At 54.3% G+C, this 12138-nt stretch carries 11 protein-coding genes; 5 read left to right on the forward strand and 6 right to left on the reverse strand.

Annotated elements, in window-relative coordinates; genetic code table 11:
• Nucleotides 1-63 precede the first annotated feature (63 nt).
• The 6 genes from SH287x_RS18650 to SH287x_RS18675 form a co-directional block, all read right to left on the reverse strand.
• Nucleotides 64-1965, reverse strand: coding sequence for a hypothetical protein (locus SH287x_RS18650; RefSeq protein ID WP_479518736.1), 1902 nt, complete (start codon nt 1963-1965; stop codon nt 64-66).
• A gap of 278 nt (nt 1966-2243) precedes the next feature.
• Nucleotides 2244-2564 (reverse strand): hypothetical protein, encoded by a 321-nt coding sequence (locus SH287x_RS18655; RefSeq protein ID WP_479515892.1) that lies wholly within the window; start codon nt 2562-2564, stop codon nt 2244-2246.
• A 307-nt stretch (nt 2565-2871) separates the two neighbouring features.
• Nucleotides 2872-3654, reverse strand: coding sequence for a DUF899 domain-containing protein (locus SH287x_RS18660; RefSeq protein ID WP_479515893.1), 783 nt, complete (start codon nt 3652-3654; stop codon nt 2872-2874).
• A 40-nt stretch (nt 3655-3694) separates the two neighbouring features.
• Nucleotides 3695-4024: a hypothetical protein gene (locus SH287x_RS18665; protein ID WP_479515894.1), complete on the reverse strand. Its 330-nt coding sequence runs from the start codon at nt 4022-4024 to the stop codon at nt 3695-3697.
• Nucleotides 4021-4494, reverse strand: a complete 474-nt coding sequence (locus SH287x_RS18670) for an SRPBCC family protein (RefSeq protein ID WP_479515895.1) — start codon at nt 4492-4494, stop codon at nt 4021-4023. The genes SH287x_RS18665 and SH287x_RS18670 overlap by 4 nt, the downstream gene beginning before the upstream one ends.
• Nucleotides 4495-4496: 2 nt before the next feature.
• Nucleotides 4497-4856, reverse strand: coding sequence for an ArsR/SmtB family transcription factor (locus SH287x_RS18675; protein ID WP_479515896.1), 360 nt, complete (start codon nt 4854-4856; stop codon nt 4497-4499).
• A 259-nt stretch (nt 4857-5115) separates the two neighbouring features.
• Between SH287x_RS18675 and SH287x_RS18680 the strand changes: the two genes are divergently transcribed.
• The 5 genes from SH287x_RS18680 (at nt 5116) to SH287x_RS18700 (ending at nt 11973) form a co-directional block, all read left to right on the forward strand.
• Entirely contained in the window at nt 5116-5700 is a 585-nt protein-coding gene (locus SH287x_RS18680) for an RNA polymerase sigma factor (protein ID WP_479515897.1), read from the forward strand.
• 33 nt (nt 5701-5733) lie between these two features.
• A complete protein-coding gene (locus tag SH287x_RS18685; protein WP_479515898.1) occupies nt 5734-6489 on the forward strand; it encodes a hypothetical protein in 756 nt (251 codons plus the stop codon).
• Between the two features lie 65 nt (nt 6490-6554).
• Complete coding sequence (locus SH287x_RS18690) at nt 6555-7424, forward strand: GumC domain-containing protein (RefSeq protein ID WP_479515899.1); 870 nt, start codon at nt 6555-6557, stop codon at nt 7422-7424.
• 48 nt (nt 7425-7472) lie between these two features.
• Entirely contained in the window at nt 7473-10466 is a 2994-nt protein-coding gene (locus SH287x_RS18695; protein WP_479515900.1) for a DUF1549 domain-containing protein, read from the forward strand.
• Nucleotides 10467-10671: 205 nt separating this feature from the next.
• Nucleotides 10672-11973: a DUF1501 domain-containing protein gene (locus tag SH287x_RS18700; RefSeq protein WP_479515901.1), complete on the forward strand. Its 1302-nt coding sequence runs from the start codon at nt 10672-10674 to the stop codon at nt 11971-11973.
• The last annotated feature ends 165 nt before the right edge of the window (nt 11974-12138 follow it).

Here is a 12138-nt window from a genome sequence, read left to right on the forward strand (position 1 = left end):
TCAAACGGGCTGAATTCGTTGCGGGAGACTTGCCCTTTCTGTTGATCCCTGTCTGTTGAGCGTTCATCCTTTGCGAATGAAATGAGCCGCATAGCTTCGGACGCTGGTGCCGTTCAGGACATGGAAGACTCTCAGCTTTTCAATGGTTTCCTGACTGAACCTTGAAAGCGGAAGATGAATCAGTTTTTTCCCATAGCGCTGAGCAATCTTCTTCCACGCCAGCCCCGGCGGTAAAGGACTGATCATCGCCACGTGCTTTTCCCGCGAATAATGGCAGGCCGCCATAATGAGTCGTTCTTCCAGCGTATCCGCATGATCGAACTGGCGGGATCGCCAGATATCGGAAATCGGACGCGGAGGAAATAGAAACATCGCGCCGCCGTATGTGGCCATCCCGATGCCCGGCCCCTGCATGTTCGTTCGATAATCTGTTGCGAACAACGACAATGTCGATTCATCGTGATGTTCAGCGTGCCAGGTCACTCGCCAGGGATATGTGCGAGGATCGGCAGGGGAATCGAACAGCATGATCACGCAATCAAGGCTGCCGCGTGCGGGGGGATTGACGCGAACGTAAAGCTCGCCCGTATGCCAGTTGCGGAGTGTCTCGCGCATATCCAGCCCATCTTTCAGGCTGGTCGTGAATTTCTCACTCCGTGCAAGGTCTGCTCCCAGCAGAGCAATGGCGGCATCCTTGATATGCGTGCGAAACTTCTCAATCGCCAGATCTTCTGGTGGCCAGCTGCACTGACGGAAAGGGTTCCAACGCGATTGCCAATCCTGTTGCTGTAACTTCGGGGGCTTGGGAGTGAGCTGCAGGGAAGTCCAGGTGCGTGTCTGACCGGGCAGCCGCGTTTTCATCCCCAATAACGTGCCATCAGGAAGTGCAGCTTGATGAATCCCCATGCGTAACGCGGGCAATTCGCGGTTCGGGGCATGGCCATACTGCCGGGCTACGTCTGCCAACTGGACGGCGAAGAGGTCTCCCGCGATTTGCTGAGCCGCAATAATCAACGAATACAGCGAGGGCGTCAGATGCCGCTGGATCAACGTCAGGTTGCGAACATATTGCAGGTATGTTCGCAACAGTTTGGGCGTAATCCTGCGGCCCCGCGATCCCAGATCTTCCCGGTACTCATCACGCGCCGCCAGGAGCATGGCTTTGACGCCATCGATACTGAGGTTTTCATCCGATTCCAATTCCGCCCGTGCCCGTTCATACAGCCCGGTAATATAGGGCAATTCCCCGAGCATGAAATGGAGCGTTTCGGCCGTAACGGCATAGGCCTCGACGGGTTCGACCAGATCATCGTCAGAGGGCGGGACATTTTCCTGATAGGCTTTGCGTAGCCAGGGCCAATCGGTCAGCGAGCAGATACAGAGAATCGATTCATGCTTCTTCTCAAGCTCGCGCAGCCGATGCGACATTGTATGAATGCGCTGCCAGCCCTGTTCGCCTGGAGGCGGAGGAATGGCGGGCAGAATCGCTGCGGCAAACGCTTCCGGAGTGGTATGCTTCAACGAATAAGGGTCAGGATAGATGGCGGTATGACACTCGAAGTTCGCGGTTTCAAGGTCAATAAACGCGCGGGGAATACGTTCTTCCATGGCCGCACGAATCCCGGCAATCACGGGCTGGCAAGGCTCGATGGGAACATAACTGGCTGACCGGGAAAGCTCTGCTCCTCCTTCTTCAAGACTGTCGCCATCACGTCCTGGTGACCAGGGGGGACTGGCAGAAACCGGAAGCTCACGCTGAATCACCAGCGAAACCGACGGCAATTGCAGAATGGCCTCTTCCACCGCCTCAGCAAATGAAGGGGGCAACGGAACAGCCAGGCAGTCAAATGAATGATGCAGCAGGAATCGACGGATCGCGACGGCGAAATCACCACTCTCATGAATCACCGGGAACAGCGTGATTCGCGGACTGAGGTGAAAGACGGGTGAGATGCTCGCTGGCACCAGATCATCGCCAGAATTCAGATCTCCCCCACCACCAGAGGCCCCTGCATTCGAGGGATCCGGATTCGAGGAAAATGGTGGCTGTTCGTCAGGAGAGTCGGCAGGAGGCTGGTCAGACATAAGGGAACAAACTCGCGAAAGTGCGGCGAGACAGTATTGTTGTCACGCTTCAAGTTGGCAAATTGTTCATGACTTGACCAGTGAGCAGGCCCATGTCGTTCCATTTTTCAACATGGTCATCCCGAACCAATGGCTCCAGGTCTTGATCATTGAATGAGTCAAGGACTCGGAGCAACGGGAATGATCCCGCCGATTTCAGAGGCTGGCTCTGAAGTTGCTTCAGAGCTTTCGGTGGCATGCGGTTGAGTATTGAACGCATGCTCGCCCGCATGCTGATTTCCCTGACTAAAGCCAAAAATGGTCAGTACAAAGAAAAACAGCACGCCCATGCCAACGAACAAATAGACCATGCTCGGCTCAATGGTACTTGTCGCATATAGGTTGCCATCATTGCTGTCAGCCACAGGTTCCATGGCGGCGTCTCCCGAACAATTCCAGGCGATGATTCCTTCCCAAATAATGATGAACAGCCTGTTCATCGTGTGATGGCCTTTTTTCGCCTTCAGTTCCGGGGAATGACTAGCACAATTCAGGCCAAAGTCATTTTCCATCAAGATTCAGCACAAAAATGAGTATTTCACCTGATTTTTGACGCTCCAGGAGCGGGGGCGTGTTGCTGAAACGCAACGAAATGTTTCAGAAACGTAACCTGAATTTCACCTCATCAAACCAGGTTGTTTGCGTTATGTGGCCCATCGCAGCGCCAGAATGGTTTGCTGGCCGATCAATCCCACGGTTCAATCGTATGGTTTTCTGTGTGTCAGCAACGACCGGCCAGTGGCTGGCTTACCTGGTTTGGTATTCGTCATGCCTCTTCCACCAATAGCCCGTCTCATGGCGGCCTTTCGGCGCACGATCCAGCCATTGATAGGCACTCCAGAGAACATCCAGTCCTCGGGCATAGGCTGAGTAGGTATGATAGACCACGCCATCTTCCAGGACGAACGCACTCATGCCGGGGGCTTGCCGGGAATAGGTGGCCCAGTTGGTTCCCGTCATCGCAGCAATGCTTTCCCGTAGCTCCTGATGCCGGGCCACTTCGCCATTTTCTGCCAGGGCGCCCTCCGGATTGGCAGGAGTTGGCTGAAAGTTATAGATCGTTCCATGACGCCACTCTTCGGGAGTAAACGACACGCTGTAGTCACTGTTAAAGTCACTCCCTTCCGATGACGCCCACGGGAACTTCCAGCCCATGCGCTCTTGATAAGCCCGGAGCTTTTCCAGTGGAGCAAGCGAGACGGCGGAGAACATCACATCGTGATTCGCCAGATGAACCGCGAACCCATCAAAACCATCAGCAATCGCACTGCAAGAGGGGCAACCCGCCTGATAGTCCGGCCCGAACATGAAGTGATAAATCAACAGCTGAGAACGCCCCTGAAATAAATCGGCCAGCGAAGAACTCCCCTGCTCTGTCTCAAAGCGGTAATCCTTGTCCACTTTGACCCACGGGAGAGCCTGCCTTTTTCTGGCCAGTTCATCGCTCCGGCGAGTCAGTTCCTTCTCTTCCTTGAGCAGTTCGATCCGGGCAGCAAGCCATTCTTCGCGACTGACAACAGGATGCGACATGATAACGATTTCTCTCAAATGAATTGGAAGATCAAGAAACTTAATGTGAAAGGCCGCGCCAGCGCTGCACGATGAGAATCGAAAGAGCAACGCCGCAGGTGGCCAGCAATGACCACTTCAAGAAAGCGGCTGTACTCAGCGAGAGTCCCACGCCCGTCCAAAGCATGACCGCGACAGCCAGACAAGCGGGACATTTCGGCATCAGGATTAAGAGCACGCCGGGAATCACCCAGGCCAACGCCTCGCGAATGCGTGCCATCCCCGTGATCGGTTTGAATACGGGACTGGTTTGTGGAGGGTGGTAAGTCTGCGTGCCGTGAGTTTGCGAACAGCGAGTCTGCTGGCGGTTGGCAGGACAGCAGCGGCTCATGAGGATTGCTGCTGCTGGAATTTTTCCTGGGCAATCAGGCGGACTCTTTGCAAGCCGTGCTCCCAACCTTCGGAAAAGCCTTCGCGATGTTCATCGGGGATCAGTCCCATGGCACGATGCAATAGTGTCAGCAAGGTCTGCTGGCCATCCGTTTTTAATCGGTATTGAACGTGATTCACGGCAGGATAGGACATCATCATCGGCCCGGAAATCTCTAATAAAGCGGGTGGCTTGATGACTTGAACATGACCCCACAGATGCCCCGCGTCATGGCCCAGATCTCGATACCAGCGGCCGCCGGGCTTGGGTTCAATCTTCATCGGGAACGGCTTGCCATCAGGCAGAACACTGCCAGGGCCTAATTCTTCCAACAAGGCTTCAAAGGCAATTTCCATCGGAGCGGCGATCGAAATCTCCTTGCGGATCTCCAGCGTTTCGACCGACGCAAGCTTCATCAAGTCTGAATTCATTGCTAACTCATCTCCTGTTGAGAGGTTTGTTGTGCGGCAGCCATGCGCTCCGCCCGCTCTTTGATGCGATCGAGCTGGTTCGTCCACAGTCGCTCAAACTGGCTCATCCACTCGTGCACTTGTTTCAACTTTTGAGGTTCGAGTTCGTAAAGTCGCTGTCGCCCTTCTTGAGTGACCGAAACGATGCCGACTTCATGCAACACCGCCAGATGCTTGGAAACAGCAGGTTGTGCCAACCCCATGGCCACCACAATCGCACCCACCGCCATGGTTCCGTGACGTGCGAGTAACTCAATAATCTCGCGCCGCCTGGGTTCAGCAATCGCGTTAAAAACGTCGGAAGTGGTCGTGGCTCTTGGCATGGCTTTATTTGTATTCCCATGCAGGAATATGTCAACTCCCAATTTCCGGGGACTCGCTCGAATTTGGTGAGAAAATCAAGTGACACGCGATGTGATCGAGAAAATCCTTGAAATGGATAATTTCTCAACCCATTTCACAGAAGGGTGTTACGATGGATCTTGCGGCTTTTTTTCTGGCAGGGTCGATTTTTTGAGAATAACGCCGGCCCGGCACGCATCGACAAGGTGAAACCGTGAGCTGTCAGCAGATCGGCCATTCGTGAGTGACGCCCACAGAATCCCCAAGCACCCAACTGACCCTCAAAAGCTGGAAGAACAACAGCTTTCGGACTGGCATGCCCAGTTCGCTCATGAACTGTTTGCGTTTTTGTGTGGTGTGTTGAAGGACTCTGAAGCTGCTGACGAAGCCCTTCAAAGAACATTCGTCAAATTGTGGGAGTCGGGGCGAACGATTGATCAGAACAAGATTCGCGGCTGGTTGTTTCAGGTAGCTTACCGCGAAGCCTTGCAGTTAAGACGGAATCAACAAACGCAGACTCGCAAGTTAACGGAGTGGGCCGCAGAAAAAGTGAGAGACAGTTCAAGAGTCGAGCCTGCTCATTCTTTCGGCCCGGCCATCACTGAGACCATCAAACACGAAGAGCAGGCGGCATTGCAGGCCGCACTCAAAAAATTGCCCAACGAACAGAGACAGGTGATTGAGCAGCGGATTGGACAGGATCAGACATTTCAGCAGATCGCAGATGAACTCTCCGTTCCCCTGGGAACCGTGTTGACACGCATGCGACTGGCGATGGCAAAACTTCAGCAGATTTTTGCCAAAGATCCCTTCAGCCGTGATTGATGACCACCTGTGATTGATGACAGCAGCAGAACTATGAAGCCTCCAGCACACTCTCACCCCGCTCCCGCTGATTTGGCCGTACCCGGCGGTGCCGTGCGGCATGATATCGACGCGCTCCAGGCCTCACTGAGTTCTTTGCAGTGGGATGCTTTGTGTTACGTCCTGGGGGAGATGACTTCTGAAGTTCAGGCTCAGTTTGAATTGCGACTGCTGGATGATCTCGCTGCTTGCGATGCCGTTGCTGAAGCCTCCCGCATGGTGATGGTTGTCGCTCAGGTGCCAGTGTCCCCTGTACCAGTGAGACCAGAACCAGTGTCCTCAGTACCTGTGCCAGCTTCGATCCAGAAGCCTGTTCGCCGTCGTTCCATGCTGCAACAAAGCTGGCTGGCTGGCTGTGGTTTAACCACCGCTGCTGCTGTGGTGCTGTTTCTGTGGAATGGCTTGATTCCTCAAGATCAGACCCTCACGGGCGATGAAGCCCGGATGGCCGCCACGCTGCTGAGAAACTGGCGCACGATTGATCTGGAGGCCATCGAGATTGAGTCCGATCAACATGACACCATCGGGTCAATCGGTCGCTCATTGACTCCAGAGACAGGCTTACACAGTCTCGCTTCGTCGACCAGCGGCCAGTCTCACGACGCTGACGACCGTACCGACGAACATGTTCCCGATTGGATGTTTGCCGCTTTGATGGCCAGCGAACCACGGAATCGAACGGATAACCATCAAGCCCCTTCACCTGAGTCAGAATCCATTTTACCACGAGCCACCGGCGTCATTCAGTAGCAGTGCGATAGACATTCAGTCACCTCAAATTTTTTATTTCGCTTATCAGGATAAGTCACTTACTCATGCTGCGGTTTTTCTTTGCCATCCTGTCCGTGTCGAAATTCTTCTGCCACACAGCCCGTGTGCCGCAGAGGGGACGTGTCTGGAAGGGCCTGGAAAAGACGCTGGCTGGCCTTGTCGCGGCGACCATCATGTTTGGCAGCGTGGTCTCTGCCGATGATACGAAAGCTGCCAAACAGACTGATGGCGCAACCGCAGTGGCGAATCCCAAACCTGCGGCTCGTAATACGAAGAATTTCACCAAGCCCGGCGCAACTGCGGTTAAAAGTCCGGAGCTGACTCCCAGAATGATCGCTGCTGCTCAAGAATTCGCTGCGACCCATCATCCCGAGTTAAGTGAACTCTTGGTGCGACTTGAGACGTACGACAAGACCTCGTTCATCGCTGCGATTGAAGATGTCCATAAAGCCATGCAGCGGATCGAACGCATGGGTGAGAAGAATGCCGAGCGCGGTCGCGTGGAGTTGGAAGACTGGAAACTGACATCGCGGATTCGCCTGCTCGCCGCCCGACTGGCGATGACTGGCGCACAGACTGCTGAAGCCGCCGGTGATGAATCACTCCTCTCCATCAAAGAATCGATTCGCGAATTACTGATCGAGCGATCCGAATTGCGTAAGTCTTCCCTGCTGGCTGAGCGGGGACGACTCACTGAACGGTTGGAGAAAGTCAACAAACAATTAGCGGATCTCTCCGAGCGAGAACGACAGACGATTGAACGAGAGCTTGATCGTCTGGAATCCAATGCTTCACAGGCCAAGTCACGCCAACAAAAAGCCGTGCCAGCCAAAGCTCTGCAACCAAAGAATCGACAAAAATCTGACTCTGACATGAATGCTGGCACTGGTTCTGACAAACGGGAAACGGACTGACTGGCCCAGCCGCACGAATCAAACGTAAGACCGAAGGATTGATATACCATGATCCCTTCTCGTGAAAGCCTTGGGCTGATGAATATGCCGCCGATGAACCCATCCCAAAGTCTTCGTTACCGGCGAGACGCTTTGCGTGCCTTCGCCTGCCTGTGGATCCTGATGGGGATGACGGCGGGCTGGACGGGTTCTGTCGCGCAGGGAGCGAACACTCCCGACGTTCCCAAGGCCTCTTCCGCAGGCTTGGGCCAAGCTGGTATGAAGGCCGACGCAGCCACGGGTGAGCAGCCAGTTCTTGGCCGCATTGACGCACGCTATGACATGCAGGTGAAAGCGGTCGATGGGCCGGACTTTCGCCGCCATGTCGTCCCGCTGATGGGCAAGCTGGGTTGTAACGGCCGTGCCTGCCATGGTTCGTTTCAGGGACAAGGTGGGTTTCGGCTGTCACTCTTTGGGTATGACTTCAAATCTGATCATGAGAACCTTGTGCTGGGCGATAAGCCGCGCGTGGATCTCAAAGATCGTTCCAAAAGTCTGATTTTACAGAAGCCGACTGAGCAAGTTCCGCACGAAGGTGGCGAAGTCCTCCAGCAGGGAACGTGGGAGTACCGCGTTCTCGATAAATGGATTTCTCAGGGAGCAAAGGGAGTCACCGAAAAGACCGCCGAGTTCGTGCGTCTGGATGTGATCCCCGGCGAGATGCTGGGCCAGAAAGTTGGTCAGTCCTGGCAGTTGCAGTGCATCGCCGTCTGGTCGGATGGCTCACGGGAAGACGTGACTCCTCTCTGCCGCTTCCAGTCGAATAATGATCAGATTGCCAAAGTGACTCAGGAAGGTCTTGTGACGATAGCTGGCCCTGGTGATTCCCATGTGGTGGCGTTCTATGACAACGGGGTTGTCCCTTCGCCGGTGATTCTGCCGGTATCTAATCTGACGGGTGACAAGTACCCCACCACGCCGACTCCGACGAAGATCGATGAGTTAGTCATTCAGAAGCTGCGTAAGATCGGCGTCGTACAGGCTGACCTGAGCAGTGATGAAGAGTTTCTCCGCCGAGTGTCACTCGATATCACTGGGACATTACCGACACCGCAGGAAGTGGAAGCGTTTCTTAAATCGAAGTCTGTCGACAAGCGTTCAAAGAAGATTGACGAACTTCTTGAGCGCCCCGCCTATGCCGCCTGGCAGGCCACAAAACTGTGCGACTACACGGGGAATAATCCTCAATATCTCCAGAACGCTGTTGTGGGAAACAATGCTGGCCAGGCTGCCCGAGACTGGTATGAATGGCTTCATGATCGCGTCGAGAAGAACGTCCCTTACGATCAGATCGCGGAAAATATCATTCTTGCGACCAGTCGGCAGGAGAGGGAATCTTACGAGCAGTATTGCGAGCGAGTCAGCGGATATTACGCGAAGAATTCTCAAAGTGCGTTTGCCGATCAGCCCGCTCTGACGCACTATTGGGCACGTCGCAACTTCCGCACACCCGAAGAGCGCGCTCTGGGATTTGCCTATACTTTTCTGGGATTGCGGGTGCAGTGCGCCCAATGCCATAAACATCCCTTCGATCAATGGACGAAGGATGACTTTGACAGATTCAAAAACTTCTTTGGCCGCGTTCGTTACGGCGATGTTCCCGGCAACCGTGACGACAAAGCCGCCATGTTGACCAAACTGGGGGTTGATAAAGACCTGAAGGGGAACATGCTGGATCGAGCACTGAAAGACTATATTGCCAAAGGGAGTGTGGTTCCTTCCCAAGAAGTCTTTGTGACGCCATCTGTCAAACCTCGTCCTGTGAACAGCAAGGCCAAGCCGAACGCCAAGCGGCCTCAGGTCGTGTCGGGACGAACCGCCAAAGTGCTGGGCGGTGACGAGATTGTCATCGAAGAACTGGAAGATCCCCGCACTGCACTCATGGACTGGTTGCGCGAGGAAGAGAATCCTTACTTCGCCCGCTCTTTCGTGAACCGCGTCTGGGCCAGTTACTTCAATGTCGGGATTGTTGAACCACCCGATGACTTGAGCCTCGCCAATCCTCCCTCTAACGAGGAACTGCTGGATTATTTAACGCGCGAGTTTGTCGCCCATCACTATGACATGAAATGGTTACATCGCACCATTGCCAATAGTCGGACTTATCAACTGGGATGGCAGCCTAACGAAACCAACAAGCAGGATGAGCGGAACTTCAGCCGGGCGGTTCCTCGTCGGCTCCCCGCCGAAGTGGCCTATGACATTATCCGGCAATCGACCGCCAGCGATTTTGAACTGGCCAAGTGGAACGAGCAACTCAATGCTCGGGCCATTGAAGATGTCGGTGCGGGTGGCAAGAGGAATAATACTCAGGTCTATGCGCTGGGCGTTTTTGGCCGCTCAATCCGTGAGAGCAACTGCGACTGTGATCGATCTATGGAACCTAGTCTGCTACAGACGGTGTATCTCCAGAACGACCAGGAGCTTTTAGCAGCCATTGACCGCAAAGGAGGCTGGGTTGAGCAGATCATCAAGGTTGGCCCGCATCCTGTGGTGACCAGGGCCAATGCCGTCACTCCCGCTCCTTCTGTGGTGGCCGATGAGAAAGAAGGCAAAGGAAAGCCCAACCGCGATAACAAGCCAGCCGCCAAGGCTGATGGCCAGGATGAAAAAGGCCGCGATCTTAACGATGCCCTGGATCGCATTGACAAGCGAATTCAAAAGGCCCGCAAGGAGAAGAATCAGGCTCAGGTTGCCGGGTTGATGCAATTCCGCAAGCGGGTTGAGCAGCAGCTCAGGGCCGAGCAGAAGGGTGCGGTGAATTCGCCAGCCTCAAAAACAGCAGGAGCGAACGCCGGGATAAAAGCGGGCACGCTTCCCAGCGATCAGGTCTTGTCACAGATTGTTCAGTCGGCCTACTTGCGGACACTTTCGCGGTATCCGTCGAACGAAGAAAGCCGCAGGTCAATGGCTTACTTTCACGAAACCAGTGATGTCAAAGTGGGCAGCCGGGATTTGATCTGGGCATTGCTCAATACCAAAGAATATCTCGTCAATCATTAACCCTGGTTCCGGGGAATTGTGGCGACGTGTGGACGCCATCTGTTTGGAAACGAATGGGAAAATACGCCGCCAGAACGCAGCACTTTCAAAAAAGCCATTTAGCGGTTTGTCGTATCTGCCGCTGTCGAAACTCGACGTCTGATTAAACCGATGGTCAACCTCACGATCATTCAGAATAAATACTCAACACTAAAGGCTCTCTCTTATGTCCACTTCTTTTACTTGTGATGGTGTTCGTCGCCGGGATGCACTCAAAGCGGGCTTGCTGGGAGTCGGCGGCCTGAGTCTGGCCAACTTCTTTCAATTGAGCCAGGCCGGTGAAGTGTCATCGAAAGCCAAGGCGAAAGCCGCCATTTATATCAATCTGAGCGGTGGCCCCAGCCACATGGACACCTTTGATATGAAGCCGAATTCACCTGCGGAATACCGCGGTGAATTCCAGCCGATCAAGACGAATGTTTCCGGCATTGAAATTAGCGAACACCTGCCCAAGCTGGCGCAGCAGATGGACAAGTTCACCATTCTGCGTGGCGTGTCGCACACACTCGCGGCTCATGAACTCGGAACGCAGTATGTGAACTGCGGGAACCGGCCTATCCCGTCACTCGAGTTCCCCGGCTATGGCTCGGTCGTAGCAAAAGAACTGGGCGGCAAATTAGATCTCCCGGCCTATGTCGCCATTCCCAAAACCAGTTCCAAGTCAGGCTATCTGGGTGTGAAATATGCGCCTCTGGCCACAGGCAATACTCCCAAAGCGGGCTTGCCTTATGCCGTGCGCGGGGTTTCTCTTCAGGGAAATCTGACGGTTCAGGAAGTCGACCGCCGCAAAGATCTTCTGGAAGATCTGGATCGGACATTCGCTGGCTATGAAAAGCAGAACCAACTGCTCGAAGGGATGGATCAGTTCGCCCATCAGGCCTACTCCATGATCACGTCTCCCTCGGCTCGAAAAGCCTTTGATGTCAGCCAGGAGTCCCCTCAATTTGCCAACCAGTTTGGCACAACACCTTTTGGCATGAGCTGTCTGTTGGCGACCCGTCTGGTTGAGTCGGGCGTCCGCTTTATCACGCTGACTTATGGGGGCTGGGATACCCACGAAGACAACTGGACGCGGCTGCGTGAAAAGCAGCTCCCGCCTTTCGATGAAGGGTTGGCAGCGTTGTTCGCCGGTCTCGAACAGAAAGGCCTGCTTGATTCGACCGCAGTCTTTGTGACGGGAGAATTTGGTCGCACACCAAAGATCAACAACACTCGCGTGGGCCGCGATCACTTCGCCCGAAACATGTTTATGTTAATGGCGGGCGGGGGGATCCGGGGCGGACGGGTCATTGGCGAAAGTGACGACAAGGCGATGGCCCCGGCTCATCGTGCCATCACTCCTGATGATGTGGCTGCTTCGTTCTATCACACATTAGGGATTGACTCGAAAAAAGAATATCAAACCAACACAGGCCGACCACTGATGATTGTGCGGGATGGCACCGTTCTGCCTGAACTGTTTGCATAGAATTTGCCCGAGTGTGTCCACCCAACCCTTCTCCCTCAGGGAGAAGGCGGCCGCAGGCAATACTGTTCGGCACGCTTTTTTGCGCCATGGGGTTTGCCGGCTATTCTTCCTCTTCGTTTAAGAAGAGGAGAGAAGGATGGCGGGGCGGAAAGTGGCAGATCAGCG

Source organism: Planctopirus sp. SH287, from assembly GCF_056500625.1.

What these genes read in the sequence shown, in the direction of transcription:
- SH287x_RS18660 (WP_479515893.1), bottom strand. Translation starts at nt 3,654, where the DNA reads ATGTCGCATCCTGTTGTCAGTCGCGAAGAATGGCTTGCTGCCCGGATC.
- SH287x_RS18685 (WP_479515898.1), top strand. Translation starts at nt 5,734, where the DNA reads ATGAAGCCTCCAGCACACTCTCACCCCGCTCCCGCTGATTTGGCCGTA.
- SH287x_RS18670 (WP_479515895.1), bottom strand. Translation starts at nt 4,494, where the DNA reads ATGAATTCAGACTTGATGAAGCTTGCGTCGGTCGAAACGCTGGAGATC.
- SH287x_RS18675 (WP_479515896.1), bottom strand. Translation starts at nt 4,856, where the DNA reads ATGCCAAGAGCCACGACCACTTCCGACGTTTTTAACGCGATTGCTGAA.
- SH287x_RS18700 (WP_479515901.1), top strand. Translation starts at nt 10,672, where the DNA reads ATGTCCACTTCTTTTACTTGTGATGGTGTTCGTCGCCGGGATGCACTC.
- SH287x_RS18665 (WP_479515894.1), bottom strand. Translation starts at nt 4,024, where the DNA reads ATGAGCCGCTGCTGTCCTGCCAACCGCCAGCAGACTCGCTGTTCGCAA.
- SH287x_RS18690 (WP_479515899.1), top strand. Translation starts at nt 6,555, where the DNA reads ATGCTGCGGTTTTTCTTTGCCATCCTGTCCGTGTCGAAATTCTTCTGC.
- SH287x_RS18695 (WP_479515900.1), top strand. Translation starts at nt 7,473, where the DNA reads ATGATCCCTTCTCGTGAAAGCCTTGGGCTGATGAATATGCCGCCGATG.
- SH287x_RS18655 (WP_479515892.1), bottom strand. Translation starts at nt 2,564, where the DNA reads ATGAACAGGCTGTTCATCATTATTTGGGAAGGAATCATCGCCTGGAAT.